Here is a 24,035-nt window from a genome sequence, read left to right as displayed (position 1 = left end):
CTGCAATAGCGTCGACAGCATGAAGGCGCAGCAGCTCACGGGATCGATCACGTATCACGGTGAGGGGCCCTGCTGGGACCCGGTGGGCGAGCGGATGCTGGTCGTCGACATGCTCGCCGGGGCGGTGGTCGATCTCTCATCGCTCGAGTCGCCTGCGCGCTATGACGTGGGCAGTTCCGTGGCGGCAGTCGTGCGGCCACGCCGGGGCGGCGGCTTCGTCGTGGCGACGGAGCACGGCTTCTCGCTGTTCGACGACGGCTTCCGGCTGCAGCGCGAGCTGGCGCAGGTTCTCGACGACCCGGCGATCCGGCTGAACGAGGGCGGCTGCGACCCCGCTGGTCGGCTGTTCTGCGGCGGGATGGCCTATGCGCAGACGCCCGGCGCGGCATCCGTCTATCGCCTGGAGCCCGACGGCGCGGCATCCGTCGCCCTGGAGAACGTGACCATCTCGAACGGCCTGCAGTGGAGCCTCGACGGCGCACTCGCGTACTACATCGACACCCCGACCAAGCGCATCGACGTCTTCGACTACGACCTCGAGACCGGGGCGTTCCACAACCGGCGCGCGCTCGCAGACGTGAGCGGCTTCGACGGCGGCCCGGACGGCATGACGATCGACGCAGAGGGCGGCCTGTGGGTCGCGTTCTACAACGGCGGCGCGGTGCGGCGGTTCGACGCGGAGACCGGCGACGTCACGGAGGTCGTCGAGATCCCGGGCCCGCGTCAGGTCACGGCGCCGGCGTTCGGCGGGGCATCCCTCGACACGCTCTTCATCACGACGTCGCGCGAGAACCTCGCCGACGGCGACCAGCCGGAGGCGGGCGCAGTCTTCGCGGTGCAGCCCGGTGTCCGCGGAGTCGCGCTGCCCGCGTTCGCCGGTTAGCGGGCGCGACCCACCGTGACCACGGGGTTCGTGAGGCGGCCGACGCCCTCGATCTCGATCGTGACCTCGTCGCCGTCGCGCAGCGTGAACTCTCCGGGCGGCACGAGACCGGTGCCGGTGAGCACGATGACGCCGTCGGGGAAGTCGAGGCCGCGGAAGAGCCAGTCGGCGAGGTCCTCGAGACGGCGCGCGAGCTGATCGGTCGAGGTGCGGTCGTCGAAGACCGCGACGCCGTCGCGCTCGATGAGCAGGCGGATGCCGAACGGCGGCTGCACCGTCCAGGCCGGCACGATCTCGGGCCCGAGCGCGCAGCCGGCGGTGAACACCTTCGCCTGCGGCAGGTAGAGTAGGTTCTCGCCCTCGATCGAGCGGCTCGATGAGTCGTTGCCCGGCACATAGCCGACGATCTCGCCGGCCGAGTTCACGACGATGCCGAGCTCGGACTCCGGAACGTCCCACGTCGAGTCGGCGCGCTTGCCGACCGGCTCGCCGTCGCCGACGACGCGAACGCCCGTCGACTTGAAGAACAGCTCGGGGCGCTCCGCGCCGTAGACCTTGTCGTAGGGCGTGCCGTCGCTCGCCTCTTCGATGCGGCCGTCGCGGCTGCGCAGATAGGTCACCCCGGCGGCCCAGACCTCCTGCTGCGGGTCGATCGGCGCGAGCACGCGCGACGAGGGGATGCCGGGCCCAGCGGCGCCCTCGACGACGGCGCGCGCCTCGGTGGCGGGCAGCCGCAGCAACTCGGCGAGGCTCATGCCTAGCGGGGAATACTCGTCGCCGCGGCGCACGGCCCAGAGCACGTCGCCGTCGACCTCGAGGCGGGCGAGCGCCAGCGCGGGGCGCTCGGCCCAAGCATCCGTACCCGTCGAAGCATCCGTATCAGTCATTGCTAGTGCGACTCCCTCGTCACGATCGATCCGCTCGACCCCACCAGGAAGTCGAGGTCGGCACCGGTGTCGGCGCCTTGGACGTGCTCGATGTACAGCTTCTGCCAGCCGCGGTCAGCCTTCGCGAACGACGAGACCTCGCGGTACGCGGGCTTGCGGGCCTCGAGTTCCTCCTCGGGGACCAGTAGCTCGAGCTTCCGGTTCGGCACGTCGAGCGAGATGAGGTCGCCGTCTTGCACGAGCGCGAGCACGCTGCCCGGCGAGGCAGCCTCGGGCGCGACGTGCAGCACGACCGTGCCGTATGCCGTTCCCGACATGCGCCCGTCGGAGATGCGCACCATGTCGCGCACGCCCTGCTTGAGCAGCTTCGGCGGCAGTGGCGTGTTCGCGACCTCGGGCATGCCGGGGTAGCCCTTCGGGCCGCAGCCGCGCAGCACCAGCACCGAGTCGGCGTCCACGTCGAGGTCGGGGTCGTCGATGCGCGCGTGGAAGTCCTCGATGGAGTCGAAGACGACGGCGCGGCCCGTGTGTGTGAGGAGCTCTGGGCTCGCCGCCGACGGCTTGATGACGGCGCCGCGCGGGGCGAGGTTCCCGCGCAGCACTGCGATTCCCGCCTCGTCCTGCAGGGGGTTCTCGCGCAGCGAGATCACGTCGCGGTCCCACACGGGGTGCTCGCCGAGGAAGGAGGTCAGCGGCGCGCCGACGACGGTCTGGGCTGCAGGGTCGAGCAGGTCCTGCACCTGGTCGAGCACGGCGAGCAGCCCGCCGGCGCGGAACAGGTCCTCCATCAGGTAGCTGCCGGAGGGCTGCAGGTTCACCAGCAACGGCACCTTGCCGCCGATGCGGTCGAAGTCTTCGAGGGTGAGATCGATGCCGAGACGGCCGGCGATGGCGAGCAGGTGCACGACGGCGTTCGTCGAGCCGCCGATCGCGGCGAGGGTGACGATCGCGTTGTGGAACGACTCTTTGGTGATGACCTGCGAGATGCGGCGGTCTTCGAGGGCGAGCTCGACGGCGAGACGCCCGGAAGCATGGGAGGCCTCGAGCAGCCTGCTGTCGGGGGCCGGAGTGCCGGCGACGCCGGGGATCGTCATGCCCAGCGCCTCGGCCATGATGCCCATGGTCGAGGCGGTGCCCATGGTGTTGCAGTGGCCCTTCGAGCGCACCATCTGCTTGTCGAAGCGCTCGAACTCCTGCTCGCTCAGGTTCCCGGCGCGGACCTCCTCGGACAGCGCCCACACACCCGTGCCGCAGCCCGAGCGCTCGCCGCGGAAGTAGCCGTTCAGCATCGGGCCGCCCGGGACGACGACCGCGGGCAGGTCGACCGACGCCGCGCCCATGAGCAGCGCGGGGATCGTCTTGTCGCAGCCGCCGAGCAGCACCGCCGCGTCGATCGGGTTCGCGCGCAGCATCTCTTCGATGGTCATCGCGGCCATGTTCCGCCACAGCATCGCGGTCGGCTTCACGAGCGTCTCGCCGAGCGAGGTCACGGGCAGGTTCACCGGCACGCCGCCGGCTTCCCACACGCCCTGCTTGACGTACTCCGCGACCTCGTTCAGGTGCGCGTTGCACGGGGTGAGGTCGCTCGCGGTGTTGGCGATGGCGATCTGCGGGCGGCCGTCGAAGGCGTGGTCGGGCACTCCGCGTCGCATCCATGCGCGGTGAATGAAGGGGTCGCGCCCCGTGCCGCCGTACCAGTCCTGACTGCGCATCGTCGCGCCCTCCTTCGAGTCCACCTCTATCTTGTCGGATCGTTTCGACCGGTGCGTTCTGCGCGCGCGTCAGCGCGCGTCAGGCGTGGCGCGTGGGGGAGCGACGGATGCCCCAGGGTGGCACCTGCACGCGACCAGAACCTGCGTCGCCGGGCCGTTGCGCCCCTCGAGCCGCGCGATCAGCGCCTCGGCCGCCGCACGGCCGAGCTCGTGACCTGGGCCGACGTAGGTCGTGAGCGGCGGCTGGGTCAGCGCAGCCAGCGACGTCGCGGTCGCGATGGTCGCGATCGACATGTCGCGGGGCACGTCGATTCCCCGGCGAGGCAGCGCGCTCAGCAGCGCCAGGCTCGCCGCGTCGTGCTGCGAGACGATCGCGGTCGTTGCCGGCGCCTGCACGAGCAGCGTGTCGGCGACGCCGGCCACCGCGTCCGGATCGTGCGAGATCCGGATCACCGCCCCGTTGAGCCCGCGTTCCGCGATCGCGTCGCGGAATGCCTCCTCCGTGCGGACGGGTGGCGCGTAACCCGCGAGGGGAGTGCCCCCGAGGTCCTCGAGCACGAGCGTGATGTCACGATGGCCGAGCTTCGCGAAGTCCTCGATCACCGTCGCGACGGTTCGTTCGAAGTCGATGTCAACGTAGTCGATGCCGCTCAGCTCGCGGGTGCGGCCGATGAGCGCGAACGGCGCAGCGGCCTGCTGCAGGTGCGCGACGCGCTCGTCGTCCAGCTGCACCTCCATCAGCAGCACCCCGTCAGCGAACCCCGCTTCGATGAGCGACGTGATCTCGGTGCTCACGTTGTCGCTGTGCAGCGGCCACAGCACGAGGTTGTAGCCGTGCTCTTCGGCGGCGGTCGCGGCGGACTCGATGAACGCGTGATGGTTGCGGTGGTCGAGCATCGGGTAGATCAGGGCGAGGATGTGCGACTTCCGGCTCGCGAGGGCCCGAGCCATCCGATTGCGGCGATAGCCGAGCTCTTCGATCACCTGCAGCACGCGCTCGCGCGTCTCCGGCGTCACGGGCTTCGTGTTGTTCACGACGAACGAGACCGTCGAGATCGACACCTTCGCCTTATCGGCGACCTGCTGCATCGTGACCACAGTGACGCCCTTCTTCCGCGGCCGGGTTCGCGGTGCGGCAAGTATCGCATTGAATCGGATGCTTTTTGGTAAAGCGCTTGACTTGGCCACGGGAAGGCGGTCAGACTGCCGTCAGTCAAGCGCTTGACCCCCTCGGCCGACTCGCGGCCGAACCGAGCACTCGGCCCCTGCTTGATCTCTTGTGATGCAAAGGAGCTCACTCGTGAAGAAGTCACGCACTCTCGTCGCGGCCGCCGGACTGGCCGCCCTCGCCCTCACCATGACCGCCTGCTCCTCCGGCTCGGGCAGCGCGTCGACCAGCGGCGGCAAGGTCACGCTCAACGTCGAGGACTACTACAACAGCGACCCAGGCATGAGCGGCTGGAACTCGATCTACAAGGAGTGCGGCACCAAGGTCGGCGCGACGGTCAAACCCGTGCACATCGCGGGGGCGGCGCTCATCTCGAAGGTCCTGCAGCAGGCATCCTCGCGCACCATGCCCGACGTGCTCATGCTCGACAACCCCGACGTGCAGCAGATCGCGGCCACCGGCGCGCTCGCGCCGCTCAAGAACTTCGGCATCTCGGCGCCCAAGGGCGACGTGCCCGCCGTGGTGAAGGCCGGAACGTACAAAGGGCAGGTCTACGGCCTGGCACCGGTGATCAACTCGATCGCGCTCTACTACAACGCGGACATGCTGAAGGCCGCGAACATCACGCCACCCAAGACCTGGGACGAGCTGCGGGCCGACGCGAAGAAGCTGACGAATCCGAGCAAGGGCGTCTACGGCTTCGCGATGAGCAACGTGAACACCTACGAGGGTGCGTGGCAGTTCCTGCCGCTGTTCTGGACCAACGGCGGCGACGAGAAGAACATCGACACCCCGGAGGCCGCGCAGGCGCTGCAGTTCGACGTCGACCTGCAGAACGACGGCTCGATGTCGAAGAGCTCGGTCAACTGGAGCCAGCAGGACGTCAACAACCAGTTCATCGCGGGCAAGGCCGCGATGATGATCAACGGCCCGTGGCAGCTGCCGGTGCTGAACTCGACGAAGGGCCTGAAGTTCGACAGCGTGCCGATTCCGACGCGCACCCCGGACCAGAAGATCACCTCGCCCCTCGGCGGCGAGACCTTCAACGTTCCGCAGACCGGCGACAAGAACAAGATGGGCGTCGCCGCGAAGTTCGTGCAGTGCCTCAATGAGCCGGCGACGCAGCTCAAGATCGCGAAGTTCTCCGGCAACGTGCCGTCTGATGAGGCGGCCGCTGCGGAATGGGGCAAATCGCACCCGCAGGTGCAGTCCTTCGTCGAGACGGTGAAGACCGCGCGCGCCCGCACCGCGGAGCTCGGGCCGAAGTGGCCGAACGCCGCGACCGCCATCTACACCGCGGTGCAGCTCGCCCTCACCGGGAAGGCGAGCCCCGAGGAAGCCCTCAAGCAGGGACAGGCACAGAACAAGTGACGTCCGTGACCGGAACCGCCCGACGCCGGGTGCGCGTCGGGCGGTTCCTCACCAGCTGGGCTTTCGTCGCACCCGCTCTGCTGTTCGTGCTGGTCTTCTTCGGCTACCCGATCGTGCAGAACGTCGTGATGTCGCTGCAGAACTACACGACGACCACGTTCTACACCGGCGAGGCGCCGTTCGTCGGATTCGCGAACTACGCCGACATCTTCAGCAACCCGATCTTCGTGACCACGGTCATCAACACCGCGCTCTTCACGGTGGGGTCGATCGTGCTGCAGTTCTCGATCGGGCTCGGGCTCGCGCTGTTCTTCAAGCGGCACTTCCCGCTCAGCGGCTTCCTGCGCTCGCTGCTGCTGCTGCCGTGGCTGCTGCCGCTGATCGCGTCGGCGGCGGTGTGGAAGTGGATCCTCGACCAGGGCAGCGGGGCGCTGAACCAGTTCCTCGCCGTCTTCGGCGTCGCGCCGGTGCCGTGGCTCGTGAGCCCGAGCCTCGCGCTCGTCGCCGTCATCGGCGTGAACATCTGGCTCGGCATCCCGTTCAACACCACGATTCTGTACAGCGGGCTGCAGGCCGTGCCCGAGGAGCTCTATGAGGCGGCGTCGCTCGACGGCGCGGTGGGGTGGCGCGCGTTCTGGCACATCACCTGGCCAAGCATCCGCTCGGTCGTCAGTGTCGTCATCGTCCTCGGCGTCGTCTACACGCTGCGCGTCGTCGACATCATCCTCGGCCTCACCGGCGGCGGCCCCGCGAACTCGACCCAGACGCTCGCGACCTGGGCCTACCAGAACTCGTTCGTGCAGTTCGCGTTCGGCCGGGGCGCGGCGATCAGCAACGTGCTGATCGCGGTGTCGCTCATCTTCGCGATCGTCTATCTCTACATGAACCGGAAGGAGGTCGATGAATGACCGAGACCCGCGCACTCCTCCTCGGGAACACGCCCCGGCGGGCGCCTGCGCGCAAGTGGCCGATGACCGTGCTCGGCGTGATCTTCCTCGCCATCATGGTCTTCCCCGTCTACTGGATGATCAACAGCAGCCTGCAAGCCAACTCGGGGGCCGCGACCACCGACTGGCTGCCCTTCCACCTGACCTTCGCCGGCTACCGCGCGGCGATCACCCAGCAGGGGCAGAACCTCGCCACGAGCCTGATCGTGTCGGTGAGCACCGTGATCCTGACGCTGATCGTGGCCACGCCCGCGGCCTACGGCCTCGCCCGGTTCAAGATGAAGGGCACCACGGCGTTCGTGTTCGTGCTGCTGATCACGCAGATGATTCCGACGATCGTGATCGCCAACGCGCTGTACACGCTGTTCAACCACCTCGGGCTGCTGAACTCGTACCTCGGCCTGATCCTGGCGGACACCTCGGCGCAGATCCCGTTCGCGATCATCCTGATGCGCGCGTTCATGGTGTCGATCCCGACGAGCCTCGTCGAAGCGGCGCTGGTCGACGGCGCCAACAACTTCCGCGCGTTCCGATCGATCGTGATCCCGATCAGCAAGAACGCGATCATCACGGCGGCGCTCTTCACGTTCCTCGGCGCGTGGGGCGATTTCCTCTTCGCCCTTACGCTGACGAGCACGCCCGCCGTGCGCCCGATCACCCTCGGTATCTACAACTACCTGGGGGCGAACGGCACGACGGAATGGGGGCCGGTCATGGCCACGGCCGTGATCGCGTCGATCCCGGCCGGGCTGCTGCTCATCATCGCGCAGAAGTACATCGCCGCGGGAGCGCTCGGCGGAGCGATCAAATGAGGCGATCGGATGCCTCGGCCGCACACAACCAGAAGGAGAACCTATGACCCCCACCGCATCTTCCGCAGCCACCGCGCGCCCGCTTCGCGTCGTCGTCTGGGGCGAGAACCGCCACGAGCAGGTCGAGCCGCACGTCGCCGAGCTGTACCCCGACGGCATGCACAACGCCATCAAGTCCGGCATCGAAGAGAACCTCGGTGAGGGCGCGGTCGTCACCACCGCGCTGCTCGACGACCCCGAGCACGGCCTCACGGAAGAGCGCCTCGCCGAGACGGACGTGCTCACCTGGTGGGGGCATGCGGCGCACGGCGAGGTCTCGGACGAGGTCGTCGAGCGCGTGCACCGCCACGTGCTCGAGGGCATGGGGCTCGTCGTGCTGCACTCCGGCCACTGGTCGAAGATCTTCCAGAAGCTGATGGGCACCAGTTGCACCCTGCGCTGGCGCAGCGAGAACGACCGCGAGCTCGTGTGGACCGTCGACCCGACGCACCCCATCGCGCAGGGCGTTCCGCACCCCATCGAGATCCCGCAGCAGGAGATGTACGGCGAGCAGTTCGACATTCCCAAGCCCGACGAGATCATCTTCATCTCGTCGTTCTCGGGCGGCGAAGTGTTCCGCAGCGGCATCACCTACCGCCGCGGCAACGGCAAGATCTTCTACTTCAGCCCCGGCGACCAGGACTTCCCGGTCTATCACCACAAGGACGTACGGCGCGTCATCGCGAACGGCGTGCAGTGGGCGGCATCCGTTCGCCCGAAGCGCGAGCTGCCGACGCTGCTGCGCTACGAGACGGGTGACTTCTTCCACGGGCGCGGCTATCAGGGCGCGATGGCGAACCACGCAGAGGCTGCCGAATGAGCCGCCGCTTCGCCACCGTCGAGGCGCCCGGTCCCTTGCAGGTCGTCCAGGTCGGCGCGGGCAGCATGGGCCGGCACTGGCTGGACGTGATCGGTGCGACGCCCGAGGTCGAGCTCGTCGGGCTCGTCGACCTCGACCTCGACCTCGCCCGGCGGGCGGCGGCCGAGCGGGGCATCGAGCCTCTCATCGGCGACTCGGTCACCGCGGTCGCCGCGGAATCCGGGGCGCAGGCGGTCATCGACGTGACCGTTCCGCCCGCCCACCATGCGGTGAACACCGAGGCGCTGTTCGCCGGCCTGCCCGTGCTGTGCGAGAAGCCGATCGCGCCGACCGTGGCGCAGGCACTCTCGCTGGCGGCCGCTGCCGAGGCATCCGGTCAACTGCTCATGACGAGCCAGTCGCGGCGCTACTACCCGGCGCTCGCCGAGTTGAAGACCGTCCTTCCCGCCCTCGGCGACGTCGGGATCGTGACGACCGAGTTCTTCAAGGCCCCGCACTTCGGCGGTTTCCGCGACGAGATGGAGCACCCGCTGCTCGTAGACATGGCGATCCACGCGTTCGATGTCGCGCGGTATCTGCTGGACGCGGACCCGGTGTCGGTCGACTGCCGCACCTTCAATCCGAGCTGGAGCTGGTACCGCGGCGACGCCGCCGCCAGCGCCGTGTTCGAGTTCGAGGGCGGCACCCGCTACACGTTCACGGGCAGCTGGTGCAGCCCGGGCTTCGAGACGTCGTGGAACGGCAACTGGCGCATCAGCGCAGCGGGCGGCACCGCGCTGTGGGACGGCGAGGGGCGACCTCGCGTCGAATTCGTGTCGGAGGGCGGCGCCGCAGCGGCAGCGCTTGCCGCCGGCTCCGGGGCCGGCGCAGGGCAGCCCGGCGCAGGGCAGCCCGGTGCGGGGGACTCCGGTACCGACGGCTCCGGCAGCGCGGCGAAGCCGCGATCCGAGATCGCCGGCGCGCTCGACGAGTTCGTCGACGCGGTGCGCACCGGGCGCACGCCGTCGGGGGACGTGCACGCGAACGTGTTCAGCCTCGCGATGGTCGAAGGGGCGGTACGCTCGGCCGAGCGCGTGGGCACCGTCACGCTCGACGAGGTGCTCGAGGATGCGTACCGCGCGGCGCTCGCCGACGAGCGCCGCGCCGACGTGCGGGCAGCCCTCGAGTCGTGGGGCACGGCCGCCGCCGGGCTGCGCGCAGGCGGCGCCGCTGAATTGCAGGAAGCCGCTGAATTGCAGGAAGAGGACGGTCGATGACGACAGCACAGCCCATGGCCGCGGCGCGCACGGGGCGCGTCGCGCCGATCGCCGGCGAGATCACCCTCGGGGACGGCCTGCTGGGGCGGTGGCAGCGGCGCAATCGTGAGGCCACGCTCCCGCACGGCATCGAGCAGCTCGAGGTGAGCGGTGTGCTCGACAATCTGCGCAGGCTCGTGGGCGAATCGGATGCCCCCTTCCGCGGTCTCGTCTTCGCCGACAGCGACCTGCACAAGACGCTCGAGGCCGTCGCATGGGAGCTCGGGCACGCCGAGGACGAGCGGCTGCGCGCCTTCTACGAAGAGGCCGTCGCGCTGCTCGCACGGGTGCAGGAGGACGACGGCTACCTGGATTCCGCGTTCCAGCGCCCCGACCGCGAGAAGGAGCGCTGGAGCGACGTCACGAACGGGCACGAACTCTATTGCGCGGGGCATCTGATTCAGGCATCCGTCGCCGCCAAGCGCGCGCTCGACGACGATCGCCTGCTCGCCATCGCAACGCGCATCGCAGACCTGCTCGTGCGCCGCTTCGGTGGCCCGGACGCGCAGGGGTACCCGGGGCACCCCGAGGTGGAATACGCCCTCGTCGAGCTGTCTCGGCTGACGGGCCGCGGCGACTATCTCGAGCTGGCGAAGGCGTTCATCGACCGCCGGGGCTCCGGCTGGCTCGGGCGCGGCGGCTTCGGCCCGATCTACTACCAGGACGACACCCCCGTGCGTGAGACCGCCATCATGCGCGGGCACGCGGTGCGGGCGCTCTATCTCAACAGCGGTGTGGCCGACGTGTATCTCGAGACCGGCGACGAGACGCTGCTCGAGCCGCTCACGACGCAGTGGGACGACATGGTCACCAAGCGCAGCTACCTCACGGGCGGCACGGGGTCGCGGCACAAGGACGAGGCGTTCGGCGACGCCTACGAGCTGCCGAGCGAGCGGGCCTATGCCGAGACCTGCGCGGGCATCGCGGCGATGCACTGGGCCTGGCGCATGTATGTCGCGACGGGCGACCTGAGCTACGGCGACTTCTTCGAGACGGCGCTCTACAACGTGGTCGCCGACGGGATCTCAGAGGACGGCACCTCGTTCTTCTACAGCAATCCGCTGCAGCTGCGGCCCGACCACACGACGGCTCAGCAGGAGGCCACCGCCTGCCGGCTCGACTGGTACTACTGCGCGTGCTGCCCGCCGAACCTGATGCGCACCTTCGCGAGCATCGAGGGCTATATCGCCGCCGCGCGCGGTGACGAGCTGCAGCTCGTGCAATTCACGCGCGGGCGCATCGAGGCGCAGCTCGACTCGGGTCGCACGGTGCTCGAGATCGACACGGACTACCCGGTCGACGGGCGGGTCGCCATCAGAGTGATCGAGGGATTCGTCGGGGGAGATCTCGCGCTGCGCATTCCCGGCTGGGCGTCGGGCCGGCGGATCGCCGTCGACGGTCAGGCGGCCCCGGCCGAGGTGCGCGACGGGGCGGTGCGCCTTCCCGGCGCGCTCGCCGCGGGCACCCTGATCGAGCTCGAGCTCGACCTGACCCCGCAGGTGCTGGTCGCCGACCCGCACGTCGACGCGGTGCGCGGGTCGGTGGCGGTGCGCCGCGGCCCGATCGTCTACTGCGCAGAGCAGAGCGACAACGGCGTGGACGTCGACCGGGTCGCACTGGACCCGTCGCAGCCGGTCACGGCGGGCGACGCATCGACGCCGCTCGGGCCGGTGCTCGAGGCATCCGCGCACGCCCAGCCCGAGAGCGACCGGCTGTACCGGCCGTGGCGCCCGAGGACAGGTGCTCCGGGCGAGCACGGCGAACCGCTCACGGTGAGACTGCGGCCGTACGCCACCTGGGGCAACGGCGAGCCCGGCGCGATGCGGGTGTGGATTCCGGCGGTCGGCTAAGTAGTCAGGATTAAGGAGTCAGGATGCCGCGGCCGACCGCGCCGCCGACGAGGCGGTCGTACGCCTCGGCGACCGAGGTGAGAGGCATCCGGTCGCCCAGCAGCCGGCCTAAGGGAAGGCGGCCCGCCAGGTACAGCGCGAAGATGCGCGGCAGGTCGATGAACGGATTGCTCGACCCGTAGAGCGACCCCACGACGCGCTTCTGCCGCTGCACGAGCTGGTTGAGCGGCACCGCGAATTCGGTGTCGACTGCGCCGAGCCCGACCGCCACGACCGTGCCGCCCGCTGCCGTGCAGTCGAGCGCCTGCCGCAGCGTCGCCGGGCGGCCGATCGCCTCGATCGCCCACGGCACCCCGCGACCGTCGGTCGCAGCCAGCACCGCGGCCGTGGCATCCGTCTGTCTCGAATTGACCGTGACGGTCGCGCCGAAATCGCGCGCGAGTTCGAGCTTGTGGTCGTCGATGTCGATCGCGATGATCGGGTGCGCGCCCGTGAGCGCTGCGCCCATGATCGCCGAGAGCCCGACGCCGCCCGCGCCGATGACGAGCAGCGGGCGGCCGGCCGCGTGCGAGACGACATTCCATACCGCGCCGACGCCGGTGATGACGGCGCAGGCCGAGATGGCGGCGATCTCGGCCGGTACCCCGTCGGGCACGACGACTGCTGCGTTCTCGTTCACGACGACGTGGTCGGCGAAGCACGAGACGCCCATCAAGTGATGCAGGGCGCCGCCGTCGGGAAGCGAGAGGCGCGAGGTGCCGTCGGGCAGCCCTCCCGTCGCCGCCTGCACCTTGCCGAGCTCGCACAGCACCGGGTTGCCAGACAGGCACGCCTCGCAGCTTCCGCAGCGCGGGCGCCAGAGCAGGGCGACGCGGTCGCCGACGCTGATGCGACCGGATGCCTGCGGCCCCACCGCTTCGACGACACCGGCCCCCTCATGCCCGAGCACCAGTGGCAGCGGCGCGGTGAGGTCGCCGGTCATGTAGTGGTAGTCGCTGTGGCAGACCCCCGCGGCCTCGATGCGCACGAGGATCTCGCCCACCCGCGGCTCGGCCAGCTCGACCTCTTCGACGACGGGCGGGGTGCCGGGGGAGCGGAGGACGGCGGCGCGGACCTTCATGCCGCCATCCTCGCGCACCGTGCGCAGTGGAGGCGCCTCAAGGGCGCTCCCAGGCGGACGCGGGACAATAGAAGGTCGTGTCTTCGCCAGTCCCCACCTCACCGATCGCCCTTTCCGCCTCCTCTCGCTCAGCCGATTCGGCCCACGAGAGCGGTGCGACGGCGAAGCGCACCCTGCCGGTCATCGCACTCAGCACCCTCGTCGTCGGCACCATGGTCGGCGCGGGCGTCTATTCGCTGCCCGCCGACTTCGCGGCGTCGACGGGCGTGGTCGGCGCCCTGATCGCCTGGATCGTCTCGGGCCTCGGCACGCTCATGCTCGCGCTCGTCTTCCAGCGCCTCGCCGTGACGCGGCCGGATCTCGATGCCGGCATCTTCGCGTATGCGAAGGCAGGGTTCGGCGACTACGTCGGGTTCTTCTCGGCGTTCGGTTACTGGGCGAGCGCCATCGCAGGCAACGGCACCTATGTCGTGCTGATCGGCTCGACCCTCGGGCAGGTGTTCCCGATCCTCGGCGAGGGGAACACGCCGGCATCCGCCCTGCTCTCGACCGCGATTCTTTGGGCGTTCCACTTCCTGATCGTGCGCGGCGTGCGGCAGGCGGCGCTGATCAACACCGTCGTCACGATCGCGAAGATCGTGCCGATCGTGGTCTTCATCGTGCTCGTGGCGCTGGTCGGCGTGAACTGGCACACCTTCTCGGCGAACCTGTGGGTAGGCGCCGGGGATGCCTCCTCCCTCGGCGCGCTGTTCGGGCAGGTGCGCTCGAGCATGCTCGTCGCGGTCTTCGTCTTCCTCGGCGTCGAGGGAGCATCGGTGTACTCGCGCTATGCGCGCAAGCGCCGCGACGTCGGCCGGGCGACGATGCTCGGCTTCGGCAGTGTGCTGCTGATCCTGATGCTGGTGACGCTCGTGGCGTACGCCGCACTGCCCGTCGCGACCCTCGCGGGTGAGCACCAGCCCTCGATGGCCGGAGTGCTCGCCGCCGTGGTCGGCCCGTGGGGTGCCGTGTTCGTCTCGATCGGGCTGCTCGTGTCGGTCCTTGGGGCGTTCCTCGCCTGGACGCTCATGGCGGCCGAGGTGTTCTTCAACGCCGCCCGCGCCGGTGACGCGCCCGCGATCTTCGCCCGCGTGAACCGCGCCGGTGTGCCGAGCAGCGCCTTGCTGCTCACGACCCTTGCCGTGCAGCTGCTCATCGTGGTCTCTCTGTTCTCGAGTGATGCGTTCCAGTTCTGCCTGATGCTGTGTGCCGCGCTCGCCGTGGTGCCGTATGTGCTGACCGCGGGGTTCGCGCTGCGCGAGTCGATCGTCGGGCGGCGATCGGGGCAGGCATCCGGTCGCTCATCGATCGGGCCCATCGCGGTCGCGGCGCTTGCCCTCGTCTACACGCTGTTCCTCGTCTACGCGACGGGCGTGACCTACCTGCTGATCTCGGCGATCGTCTACGCGCCCGCGTCGCTGCTGTTCGCTGCGGCGCGCCGCCGCAGCGGCCGCCGGATCTTCCGGCCGTGGGAGGCTGCGCTCGCCGCCTTCACGGTCGCCGCCGCGATCGCCGGCCTGATCGCGCTCGCCGCAGGCTGGATCTCGATCTAGCGGGCGGATGCCTGTGCGCGCCGTGTGCGCGGGGCAGAGTCCTGCCCGGGGATTCGCTGGGCCGCTTCGAGCGCGGAGTGTTTACGCGGCGGTGGTGAGAGCTTGTCTCGGGGTGTGGACGGCTTTGACCCATGCGGTGGCGTGGCTGCCGAAGATCCACCGGATTTCGGGGGTTCCGTCCTCGCCCATGCGCAGTTGGTAGGGGCCGGTGTCGATGTCGTGGTGGTGGAACCAGCACAGGAGGGTGAGGTTGAGGATGTCGGTGGGTCCGCCGTCTCGGTCGGGTCTGATGTGGTGCACTTCGCACCATCTGGCCGGGATGGTGCAGCCGGGGATGATGCAGCCTTTGTCTCTGACGGCGAGTGCTTTGCGCTGCCAGACGGTGGCGCATCGTTTGGTGTCTCCGAGGTTGAGGATCTTCCCGGCCGAGTCGATCTGGACTTCCTGGTAGCCGCCGGTCTCGGCGATCCGCTTGGCCGTCTTCGCCGAGATGGGTTCTGTTTCGCCGTCGATGCGGGCCGCCCCGTGCCCGGTCTCGAACTCGTCCTTGGACACCACCACCAAGACGGTCGGGTGGGCTCCGCCCATGGTGGGTGTTTCGGGTGCGCGGGCGGCGGCGAATACGGCGTGGAGGATGTCGGCGCGTTTCTGGTCCGGGGTGCGGGTATCCGCCGGCGGCTGGGTCTCGGTCGCGGTCAGCAGCGGCGTGCCGCTCGGGCCGCGCAGCACACTCCCACCGGTGCCGCGAGTGCCGCCAGTGCCGCCAGTGCCGGCGGCGTCGCCGTTCGCGGTGGTCTCGCTCGCGCCGCCCTCGCCATTCCCGGCCCCGGCACCGTCGTCAGCTGCCGGGGTGAACCTCACCGATGCTCCGGCGCGCGGGTTGAGGTATGCGTCCAGGACGGCGCGGATGGCCGCGGCCTGTTCTACGGGCAGGGCGCCGGAGAACTTCACGAGTCCGTCTGTGGCGCGGCCCAGGCGGAAGAACCGTTTCTCGACGGCGGCGTTCTCCACCGGTTCGATGCCGTCCGGGTCCAGGACCAGCGCCCAGGCCTGGGCGGCTTCGACGACCGCAGTGGCCGGCAGTACCCGGGAGAGGTCCACGAGGTTCTCGCACGCTGAGTGAACCAAGGCGGCGTCGGCGCGGTCGCAGGCGGGAAGCAGCGGTTCGATGATCGCAGCGGCTTGCGCCCGCCCGAGCACACCGTCGTCGACCGCGGCCTCGAGCACCGGCAGCTTCGCCAGCCGCCGCGCCTCCAAGATGCGCTCGCGGGCGTCTTTCGCGGAGGTGCGGGTCACGGTCTCCAACGCACCCCAGGGCTTCCTCGCCCCAAGCTTCCTGGCCAGAGACTCCTCACCCAGGGTCTCATCGGTGCGGTTGTCGAACTCGCGGGCGACGGCCACGCCCAGTGCGTCGGCCTGCCGGATCAGCGCCTCCGCGTCCTGCGCGAGCCCCACCAGCTGGTCATCCGTCAGCAGCGCCAGCGAGACCGGCAGCACCGCATCCAGGCGCTCGAACGCCTCACGCAGACCCCCGCCCACAGCAGCCACGGCACGACCCTTCCGGTCATAACTCCGAACACCGCACAGGCGAAGCCTGCGATCGGTGCTCGTACTCTCATCCACGTGGCGCGGGGACTTACGAACGGTGTAACACGGATTCGATGCAATGGGGACAAAATTCTAAAAATAAGCGAATATAGATTCGGCTCACCGGTTCTGCCCCAGCACGCGTCACCACGGGTTTCTCATACGCTGCAGTGTTTTCCCCGAACGCTGACATTCATAGACGGGTCGTCCTTGCTCAGCGTGCGCTCCAGCGTGCAGGCGCCGTCGAGTGCGACCGTCACGTGACCGAGTGGCACGCCATCGACGCGCCGCGACTCTGTCCCCGACAGGGTGAGCACCTTCGTGTAGCCGTGCCCGGCGGTGATCGTCACGCGCCCCGTGGGTGACGCGGCGTTCGACACCTCGACGGTCACAGAGCCGGTCTTCGGCACAGCGACGTGCGAGCACCCGCTCAGGCTCAGTGCCAGCATGACCGCGGCCGCCACGGCCTGGGCAGCTCGGCGATGGACCGCGACGGCAGGAATCAGCATGTCGCCATCCCCCTCTCGCCTAGTGCTCCACCGGAACGGCCGCGGTCGTCGAGTCGCGGATGCTGAGGCGAGCGCCGATCAGCCGCGGCTCGAGCGGCTCTTCGCCCTCGTCGAGCAGCGCCACGACCCTGTCCATGGTCGCCCGACCCAGCGCAGCGAAGTTCTGATGCACCGTCGTGAGGGGCGGCTGGAAGTAGGCCGCCTCCGGTACGTCGTCGAAGCCCACCACGCTCACGTCGCGCGGCACGCTGAACCCGCGCGAGCGCAACGCCGCGATCAGGCCGAGGGCCATCTGGTCGTTGGCGGCGAACACCGCGGTCTCTCCGGGGGTCACGGGCAACTCGATTCCCGCCGCGTAGCCGCTCGCCGGCGACCAGTCACCGTCGAGGCGCAGCCCGTGCGGCGCGCCGGCGCCTGCCAGCTCGTCGGCCCATCCGCGGATGCGCTCGATGGCGTCCGGATTCCTCACCGGGCCGCTCACGTGCGCCACGGTGTCGAAGCCGAGCCCCAGCAGGTGGCGCACCGCGAGTCGGGCTCCGTTGTACTGGTCGATGCCCGTCGAGCGCGGGTCCCACGAGCGCCGCGCATCGACGAAGACGATCGGGGTGTTGGTCTCGACCGCGTTCGCGAGGTCTGCCACGGCCACGTCCACGACCACGATGACGATCGCCTCGACGTTCTGCCGCAGCAGAGCCTCGACCGCGTCGCGGGCCGCCGACGGCTGGGCCTCAGGCACGGTCACGGTCATCACCGCGTAGCGAGCGGCGCGAGCGGCGTCGCTGAACTGGTTCGCGACCATCGAGGGGCCGTAGTCCGCGGCATCCGACGTGATCAGCCCGATCGTCCGCGACCGCTTGGTGACCAGGCTGCGTGCGGCGGGTGAGGGCTGATAGCGCAGCTGCAGAATCGCCTCTTCGACCCGCGCGCGCGTCTCCGGCTTCACACTCGGGTGGCTGTTGATGACGCGCGAGACGGTCTGATGCGAGACGCCCGCCAGTCGCGCGACGTCGAAGATGGTCGCGGACCTCGCCACCTTCTCACTCATCGTCATCACCGCGACTCGAGCGCGCGATCAGCGCGAGCACGTCCTCATAGCTGAGCGCGTCGTTCTCGAGCACGCCGACCAGCCGGCGCTCGCGCATGACCCCGATGCGATCGCTGACCCGCAGAAGCTCCTCAAGTTCCCCCGAGATGAACACCACCGCCATTCCCTCTTGCGCGAGGGACAGCATGAGGCGCTGCAACTCGACCTTCGCCCCGATATCGATGCCTCGGGTCGGCTCATCAAGAATCAGCAGCCGCGGAGCCACGGCGAGCCAGCGCGCCAGCAGCACCTTCTGCTGGTTCCCGCCGGAGAGCGCGCCGGCGCGCAACTGCGGGTCTGCCGGAACGATGCCGAGCGCCTCGATCCAGCTCTGCGCGAGCTCGCGGCGACGCGCGGCACTCGCGCGCCGCATCCAGCCGCGCTGCGCCTGCAGCGCCAGCAGGATGTTGTCCTCGATGCTCAGGTCCTCGATGATGCCGCCGTAGCGCCGGTCCTCAGCGGAATAGACCACTCCGCGCGCGATCGCCGCGCGCATCGCCCCAGGGCGCAGCTCGGCCCCCTCGACGGTGAGCCGCCCGCTGCCATGACGGTCGACGCCGCTGATGAGCCGCGCGAGCTCGGTGCGGCCGGAGCCGAGCAGCCCGGCGAGGCCGAGCACCTCGCCCTCGCGCACGCGCAGGTCGAACGGAGCGACGACGCCGTCGCGCCCGAGCCCCCGTGCTTCGAGGAACACCGGCTGCCGGTCGTCGGGCTCTGACTGGCGCAGCTCGAACTCGTCGAGCGACTCGACATGCCGCCCGAGCATCTTCCCGACGAGCTCTGCCTGCAGGATCTCGCGAGTGAGGTACTCGCCGACCAGCCGGCCACCGCGCAGCACGGTGAGGCGGTCGGAGACCTCATAGACCTGCTCGAGGAAGTGCGTGATGAACACGATCGCCACGCCGGCTTCCTTGAGCGTGCGGATCACGCGGAACAGCTCGGTGACCTCTGACTGGTCGAGGCTCGAGGTCGGCTCGTCGAGGATGAGCACGCGCGGCTGCGTGCGGACGGCTCGCGCGATCGCGACGAGCTGCTGCACGGCGGCGGGATGCTGCTGCAGCGGGCTCGCCGGATCGATGAAGATGTCGAGCGCCGCGAGCGCCGCGACGGCTTCCTCGCGGGTGCGCCGCCAGTCGATGCTGCCGAAGCGGTGCGGCTCGCGGCCGAGCATGATGTTCTCGGCCACCGAGAGGTTCGGCAGCAGGTCGAGCTCTTGGTAGACGACGGCGATGCCCGCAGCGGCGGCGGCCCCAGGGCTGCCGAAGGACACCTCTGCTCCGTCGAGCCGCAGCGTGCCGGCATCCGGTATCACCGCGCCCGTGAGCGCCTTGATCAGCGTCGACTTGCCCGCCCCGTTCTCGCCGATGAGCGAGTGCACCTCGCCGGGGAACAGGCGCAGGTCGACGCCGTCGAGGGCGAGCTGGCCGGGGTAGCGCACGGTCAGCCCGGTCGCCTCCAGCACAGGCGCGACGGACATGACGGCTCTCCCTTGCGGCGGGTCGCCTTCACGATATCGCGCAGCGACCGCCTCGCCCCTCACCCGCGGCGTCGTGCCGACAGCGCCCGTTGGAACACGACGAAGACCAAGAGCAGCACGCCGATCACGATGTACGTCCACCAGGAATCGACGCTCATGTAGGTGATCGCGATCTGGATCAGCCCGTAGACGAGCACACCGGCGAGCGAGCCGAGCACGTAGCCGCTGCCGCCGCTCAGGATCGTGCCGCCGATGACAACCGCGGCGATCGCCTGCAGCTCCATGCCGAGGCCGGCGAGCGGATTCCCCGACTGCGTGTACGACGCGAAGAGCACACCCGCGATGCCGGCTCCCGTGCCGCTGATCACATAGATGAGGAACTTCGTGCGGCCGACCGGCAGACCCATCAGGCGCGCGGACTGCTCGTTGCCGCCGATCGCGTAGACCGTGCGCCCGAAGCGCGTGTAGTGCAGCACCCAGAAGGCCAGCGCGACGAGCAGCAACGCGAGCACCACCCCGGGCGTCGTGTACCACTGGCCGCCGCCCCAGCTCGTTCCGAGCAGCCAGTTGAGGCCGTCGTTCTTGATCGGCAGCGACTTGAGGCTCGTCACGTACGCGAGGCCCCGGGCGAGGAACATGCCCGCGAGCGACGCGATGAACGGCTGGATGTCGAAGACCGCCACCATGATGCCGATCACCGCCCCGATGAGCGTGCCGGAGAGCACCATCAGCGGCAGCACGACGACGGCGGGCAGGCCCGCGGCGAACAGCTGCGCGCCGAGCAGGCCGCTGAAGGCGATGACAGAGCCGACCGACAGATCGATGCCGCCGGTCAGGATGACGAACGTCATGCCGACCGCGAGCACGATGAGGTACGGGTTGTTGTCGAACAGCGACGAGACCAGCCGTGGCGTGACGAAGTCGCCGAAGTAGAGCTGGCCGGCGAGCAGCATGAGCAGCAGGATCGCGACGGTCGCGATCACGGGCAGCCACGCGTTCACGCGGCGCAGAACAGGGCCGGTCTGGATGCCGCGGAAGCCCGCGGACTGGACGGGGGATTCAGCGCTCATCAGGCCGTCGCCGCCTTCTCTGCCTCGATCGGGCTCTCGGTGCCGAGCCCTCCTGCTGTGGGGGTCTGCCTGGTTCGTCTGTGTCTCGAGCCGATCGCCGCGCGCACGCGCTGCGACTGCGTCAGGCAGATCGCGATCACGACGATCGCCTTGAAGACGGGCGTGATGGCGGGCGGGATGCCGAGGAAGGTGATCGACGTCGTGAGCGTCTGGATGATCAGCACACCGACGACCGTGCCGGCGATCGAGAAGCGGCCGCCCGCGAGCGAGGTGCCGCCGATGACCACCGCGAGGATGGCGTCGAGTTCGATGTTGAGACCGGCGTTGTTGGCATCCGCCGCCATGATGTTGGAGCTGTAGAGGATGCCCGACATGCCCGCGAGCAGACCGGAGAGCGCATAGACGATCCAGATGATGCCGCGCGCCTGAACGCCGGCGAGGCGGCTCGCCTCGGGGTTCACGCCGACCGCCTCCATCAGCATGCCGAGGGCGGAGCGGCGCACGACCACGGCGACGAGCACCGTCACGGCGAGCGCCACGAGGAACGCCACGGGCAGCCCGAGCAGGTGCCCTGAGGCGAACTGCGCGTAGGGAGGGCTGTTGATCGTGGTGATCTGGCCCTTGGTGATGAGCATCGCGATGCCGCGCCCGGCGAACATGAGCAGCAGAGTGGCGATGATCGGCTGGATCTTGATCACCGAGACGAGGAACCCGTTCCAGGCGCCGAGCACGAGCGTCACAGCGAGGCCGAGCAGCACGGCGATCGTGACCGTGCCGAGGTCGCCGGGGTGCGACGAGCCGCCGATGAAGGTGAGCGAGACGGCGCCCGCCACGGCGAGCACGGCGCCGACCGAGAGGTCGATGCCGCGGGTCGCGATGACGAGCGTCATGCCGAGGGCGACCAGCATCAGCTGCGAGCTGTTGCGCAGGATGTCGATGAGCGAGCCGTAGAGGCCGCCCTCTTTCACGGTGATGCTGAGGAAGGTCGGACGCGAGATCGTGTTGATCAGGATGAGGGCGACCAGCGCCACGACGGGCCAGAACAGCCGGTGGTGCACGATGCGAGAGGCGTTCATGCGGCGCTCGTCTCGGCCCGGTCGGCGTCGCCGGCGATGAGGTTGACGATGTCGCTCACTGTGGTGTCCTCTCCATTGACGACTTCAGCGATGACGCGGCGGTCGCGCAGCACGTAGATGCGGTGCGAGACGCGAACGACTTCCTCCAGTTCGGAGGAGATAAACAGTACTGCCACGCCGGTGGCGGCGAGGTCGGTGATCGCCTTCTGGATCTCGGCCTTGGCGCCGACGTCGATTCCGCGCGTCGGCTCGTCGAGGATGATGAGCTCGGGGTCGGTGGCGAGCCACCGGCCGAGCAGCACCTTCTGCTGGTTTCCGCCCGACAGGTTCTTGATCGGCACCTCGGGGTCGGCGGGGTGGACCCCCATCGCCGCCACGTACCTGCCGACGAGCTCGTCCTGCTGCGCCCGAGACAGCGGCCGCGCCCAGCCGCGCTTTGCCTGCACCGCAAGTACGAGGTTCTGCCTGACGCTCAAGTCGCCGATGATGCCCTCGCTGCGCCGGTCTTCAGATGAGAAGGCGATGCGGTTCCCGAGCGCGGCGCGCGGGGTGGTCAGGCGCCGGGGCGAGTCCTTCACCAGAGTGCGGCCGGCGTCCGCGCGGTCCGCGCCGTAGATCAGCCTGGCGAGCTCGGTGCGGCCCGAGCCGAGCAGCCCCGCGAGGCCCACGATCTCGCCGGGGTACAGCACGAGGTCGGACGGCCCGACCGACCCCTTTTTGTAGAGGCCCTCCGCCGTGAGCACCGGCGTACCGGACTCGGCGTCGCCGACCTCTGACGCGCGGGCGCCGATCGCCTCGAGCTGCGAGAGCTCGTGGCCCAGCATCCGCGAGACCAGGTCCCACCTGGGCAGCTCAGCCGTGCGGTACTCGCCGACGAGCCGGCCGTTGCGCAGCACCGTGATGCGGTCGGAGATCTCGTAGACCTGCTCGAGGAAGTGCGTGACGAAGAGCACCGCGGTGCCGGCATCCCGCAACCTCCTCACGATCGCGAACAGCTGCTGCACCTCGCTGCGGTCAAGGCTCGACGTCGGCTCGTCGAGCACGAGCACGCTGCTGTCGAGCACCGTGGCGCGCGCGATGGCCACCAGCTGCTGCACGGCGAGCGAGTGGCTGGAAAGCTGCGAGCGCGGGTCGATGGTGAGGCCTAGCCTGGCCATCGCCTCGGCGGCGGCAGCATGGGTGGCTCGCCAGTTGATGCCGAAGGTGCCGCGGGCCTCGCGCCCCAGCATGATGTTCTCGCCCACGGTGAGGTTCGCGCAGAGATTGACCTCTTGATAGACGGTCGCGATGCCCGCGGCCTGCGCGTCGGCGGTGCTCGAGAAGACGCGCTCGGCGCCGGCCACGGTGATCGAGCCCTCGTCGATGCGGTACACCCCCGTGAGCGCCTTGATGAGCGTCGACTTCCCGGCGCCGTTCTCGCCCATCAGGGCGTGCACCTCGCCCGCGCGCAGCACGAGGTCGACGTCGTCGAGGGCTTTGACGCCCGGGAAGGTGATGGAGATGTGCCTGAGCTCTGCGATGACCTCGCCGGCCATGCTCGTCCTCTCTGATTGGGCGCCGCTGGCTGCGCCGCACGCCGTGCGGCGCAGGGAGGGCCGCTCCCTAGGTAGCTGAATTCGTGACAGGGGATGCCGGGAGCGGGCCGCACTGAGACGGCCCGCTCCCGGGAACTGTCAGTATTTGCGGGTCGGCAGCGCAGCCTTCGCGGCAGCCTGGTCGAACGCCTGGTCCTTCGCGAGGTAGAGCTTGTCGACCTTCTTGCCGGCGACGACGTCCTTGACGACCTTCGCCACATCGTCGCCGAGCAGCGGGTTGCACTCGACCACGTAGTTGAACTCGCCGTTGGCCAGGGCGGTCAGACCGTCGTGCGTGCCGTCGGTCGTGACGATCTGGATGTCCTTGCCGGGGGTGAGCCCTGCCGCCTTGATCGCGTCGAGGGCGCCGAGGCCCATGTCGTCGTTCTGTGCGTAGAGGATGTTGATCTTGTTGCCGTACTTCTGCAGGAAGCCCTCCATGACGGTCTTGCCCTGGGCGCGGGTGAAGTTGCCGTCCTGCTGGTCGAGCGTCTTGATGTCAGTGCCCTGCAGCGCCTTCGCGCAGCCGGTGGTGCGGTCGTTGGCGGCGCTCGAGCCCGCGGTGCCCTCGAGCACGACCAGGTTCGCGCCCTTGCCGTTGAAGTTGTCGGCGATCCACTTGCAGGAGGTCTCGCCTTCCTTCTCGAAGTCGTCGCCGACGCGCGAGGTGATGTACTGCTGGTCGGCCTTGTCGACGTCGCGGTCCTCGAGGATCACCGGAATGTGCGCCTGCTTGGCCTGCTTGAGCACGTCCGTCCAACCGGTCTCGACCACCGGGGCGAAGACGATGGCGTCGACGCCCTGGGTGATGAAGCTGCGGATCGCCGCGATCTGGTTCTCCTGCTTCTGCTGCGCATCCGAAAACGTCAGCTTGATGCCGTTCTTCGAACCGAGCGCCTCCTGCAGCGACTTGGTGTTGGCGGTGCGCCAGCCGCTCTCGGCGCCTTCCTGGGCGAACCCGACCTTGATCTGCTTCGAGCCCCCGCCGCCACCGGCGGTCGAGGCGGCGTTACCGGAGCAGCCGGTGAGGGTCAGAGCGACGGCGGCGGCAGCGGCGGCTGCCATCACCAAGGTCCTCTTCATGTGTGACTCCTTTGTCAAATGAACCGTCCCGCAACCTTGCGGTGGTGTGCCGGACGCGGTCCGACGGTGGCGATGTTAG

The 24,035-nt window shown here is 69.3% G+C and carries 20 protein-coding genes; 8 read left to right on the top strand and 12 right to left on the bottom strand.

Annotation, left to right across the window (positions count from 1 at the left end):
* Positions 1 to 19: 19 nt before the first annotated feature.
* Positions 20 to 883 (top strand): SMP-30/gluconolactonase/LRE family protein, encoded by an 864-nt coding sequence (locus ABD736_RS15970; RefSeq protein ID WP_344792871.1) that lies wholly within the window; start codon positions 20 to 22, stop codon positions 881 to 883.
* On the opposite strand, the gene ABD736_RS15965 is transcribed toward ABD736_RS15970, so the two are convergent.
* Genes ABD736_RS15965 through ABD736_RS15955 form a run of 3 tightly spaced genes read right to left on the bottom strand, consistent with a single transcriptional unit; the run spans position 880 to position 4,571 of the window.
* Positions 880 to 1,770, bottom strand: coding sequence for a fumarylacetoacetate hydrolase family protein (locus tag ABD736_RS15965; protein WP_344792869.1), 891 nt, complete (start codon positions 1,768 to 1,770; stop codon positions 880 to 882). The genes ABD736_RS15970 and ABD736_RS15965 overlap by 4 nt on opposite strands.
* A 2-nt stretch (positions 1,771 to 1,772) precedes the next feature.
* Positions 1,773 to 3,506: a dihydroxy-acid dehydratase gene (locus ABD736_RS15960; RefSeq protein ID WP_344792868.1), complete on the bottom strand. Its 1,734-nt coding sequence runs from the start codon at positions 3,504 to 3,506 to the stop codon at positions 1,773 to 1,775.
* A gap of 45 nt (positions 3,507 to 3,551) precedes the next feature.
* Complete coding sequence (locus ABD736_RS15955; protein WP_344792966.1) at positions 3,552 to 4,571, bottom strand: LacI family DNA-binding transcriptional regulator; 1,020 nt, start codon at positions 4,569 to 4,571, stop codon at positions 3,552 to 3,554.
* Between the two features lie 211 nt (positions 4,572 to 4,782).
* Between ABD736_RS15955 and ABD736_RS15950 the strand changes: the two genes are divergently transcribed.
* Genes ABD736_RS15950 through ABD736_RS15925 form a run of 6 tightly spaced genes read left to right on the top strand, consistent with a single transcriptional unit; the run spans position 4,783 to position 11,784 of the window.
* Positions 4,783 to 6,021 carry a sugar ABC transporter substrate-binding protein gene (locus ABD736_RS15950; protein WP_344792867.1) on the top strand — a complete coding sequence of 413 codons (1,239 nt, stop codon included), beginning with the start codon at positions 4,783 to 4,785 and terminating at the stop codon, positions 6,019 to 6,021.
* The gene (locus tag ABD736_RS15945; protein ID WP_425555037.1) at positions 6,018 to 6,929 is read left to right on the top strand and encodes a carbohydrate ABC transporter permease; all 912 of its coding nucleotides are present in this window, start codon (positions 6,018 to 6,020) and stop codon (positions 6,927 to 6,929) included. Before ABD736_RS15950 ends, ABD736_RS15945 begins: the two co-directional genes overlap by 4 nt.
* Entirely contained in the window at positions 6,926 to 7,780 is an 855-nt protein-coding gene (locus tag ABD736_RS15940; protein ID WP_425555036.1) for a carbohydrate ABC transporter permease, read from the top strand. Before ABD736_RS15945 ends, ABD736_RS15940 begins: the two co-directional genes overlap by 4 nt.
* Before the next feature lie 43 nt (positions 7,781 to 7,823).
* Complete coding sequence (locus tag ABD736_RS15935; protein ID WP_344792865.1) at positions 7,824 to 8,639, top strand: ThuA domain-containing protein; 816 nt, start codon at positions 7,824 to 7,826, stop codon at positions 8,637 to 8,639.
* Positions 8,636 to 9,895: a Gfo/Idh/MocA family protein gene (locus ABD736_RS15930; RefSeq protein WP_344792864.1), complete on the top strand. Its 1,260-nt coding sequence runs from the start codon at positions 8,636 to 8,638 to the stop codon at positions 9,893 to 9,895. Before ABD736_RS15935 ends, ABD736_RS15930 begins: the two co-directional genes overlap by 4 nt.
* A complete protein-coding gene (locus ABD736_RS15925; RefSeq protein WP_344792863.1) occupies positions 9,892 to 11,784 on the top strand; it encodes a glycoside hydrolase family 127 protein in 1,893 nt (630 codons plus the stop codon). The genes ABD736_RS15930 and ABD736_RS15925 overlap by 4 nt, the downstream gene beginning before the upstream one ends.
* A 10-nt stretch (positions 11,785 to 11,794) precedes the next feature.
* On the opposite strand, the gene ABD736_RS15920 is transcribed toward ABD736_RS15925, so the two are convergent.
* Positions 11,795 to 12,904, bottom strand: a complete 1,110-nt coding sequence (locus ABD736_RS15920) for a zinc-binding dehydrogenase (protein ID WP_344792862.1) — start codon at positions 12,902 to 12,904, stop codon at positions 11,795 to 11,797.
* A gap of 77 nt (positions 12,905 to 12,981) precedes the next feature.
* Between ABD736_RS15920 and ABD736_RS15915 the strand changes: the two genes are divergently transcribed.
* The gene (locus ABD736_RS15915) at positions 12,982 to 14,496 is read left to right on the top strand and encodes a basic amino acid/polyamine antiporter (RefSeq protein WP_344792861.1); all 1,515 of its coding nucleotides are present in this window, start codon (positions 12,982 to 12,984) and stop codon (positions 14,494 to 14,496) included.
* Between the two features lie 81 nt (positions 14,497 to 14,577).
* On the opposite strand, the gene ABD736_RS15910 is transcribed toward ABD736_RS15915, so the two are convergent.
* The 8 genes from ABD736_RS15910 to ABD736_RS15875 all read right to left on the bottom strand — a co-directional run bounded on the left by ABD736_RS15910 (position 14,578) and on the right by ABD736_RS15875 (position 23,956).
* Entirely contained in the window at positions 14,578 to 16,044 is a 1,467-nt protein-coding gene (locus tag ABD736_RS15910; protein WP_344792860.1) for an HNH endonuclease signature motif containing protein, read from the bottom strand.
* A gap of 197 nt (positions 16,045 to 16,241) precedes the next feature.
* Positions 16,242 to 16,592: a hypothetical protein gene (locus ABD736_RS15905; RefSeq protein ID WP_344792859.1), complete on the bottom strand. Its 351-nt coding sequence runs from the start codon at positions 16,590 to 16,592 to the stop codon at positions 16,242 to 16,244.
* A 19-nt stretch (positions 16,593 to 16,611) separates the two neighbouring features.
* Entirely contained in the window at positions 16,612 to 17,643 is a 1,032-nt protein-coding gene (locus ABD736_RS15900) for a LacI family DNA-binding transcriptional regulator (RefSeq protein WP_344792858.1), read from the bottom strand.
* Positions 17,630 to 19,153, bottom strand: a complete 1,524-nt coding sequence (locus ABD736_RS15895) for a sugar ABC transporter ATP-binding protein (protein WP_344792857.1) — start codon at positions 19,151 to 19,153, stop codon at positions 17,630 to 17,632. Before ABD736_RS15895 ends, ABD736_RS15900 begins: the two co-directional genes overlap by 14 nt.
* Positions 19,154 to 19,212: 59 nt before the next feature.
* Complete coding sequence (locus tag ABD736_RS15890; RefSeq protein ID WP_344792856.1) at positions 19,213 to 20,223, bottom strand: ABC transporter permease subunit; 1,011 nt, start codon at positions 20,221 to 20,223, stop codon at positions 19,213 to 19,215.
* Positions 20,223 to 21,299 (bottom strand): ABC transporter permease, encoded by a 1,077-nt coding sequence (locus tag ABD736_RS15885; RefSeq protein WP_344792855.1) that lies wholly within the window; start codon positions 21,297 to 21,299, stop codon positions 20,223 to 20,225. Before ABD736_RS15885 ends, ABD736_RS15890 begins: the two co-directional genes overlap by 1 nt.
* On the bottom strand, positions 21,296 to 22,834 hold the full coding sequence (locus ABD736_RS15880) for a sugar ABC transporter ATP-binding protein (protein ID WP_344792854.1): 1,539 nt from the start codon (positions 22,832 to 22,834) through the stop codon (positions 21,296 to 21,298). The genes ABD736_RS15885 and ABD736_RS15880 overlap by 4 nt, the downstream gene beginning before the upstream one ends.
* Positions 22,835 to 22,972: 138 nt before the next feature.
* Positions 22,973 to 23,956, bottom strand: a complete 984-nt coding sequence (locus ABD736_RS15875; RefSeq protein WP_344792853.1) for an ABC transporter substrate-binding protein — start codon at positions 23,954 to 23,956, stop codon at positions 22,973 to 22,975.
* Positions 23,957 to 24,035 lie beyond the last annotated feature (79 nt).

The organism is Gryllotalpicola daejeonensis, assembly GCF_039538145.1.
GTDB classification, from domain to species: Bacteria; Actinomycetota; Actinomycetes; order Actinomycetales; family Microbacteriaceae; genus Gryllotalpicola; species Gryllotalpicola daejeonensis.
Note: the sequence above shows the minus strand (reverse complement) of the source record. Positions and strands in the feature narration are given on the sequence as shown.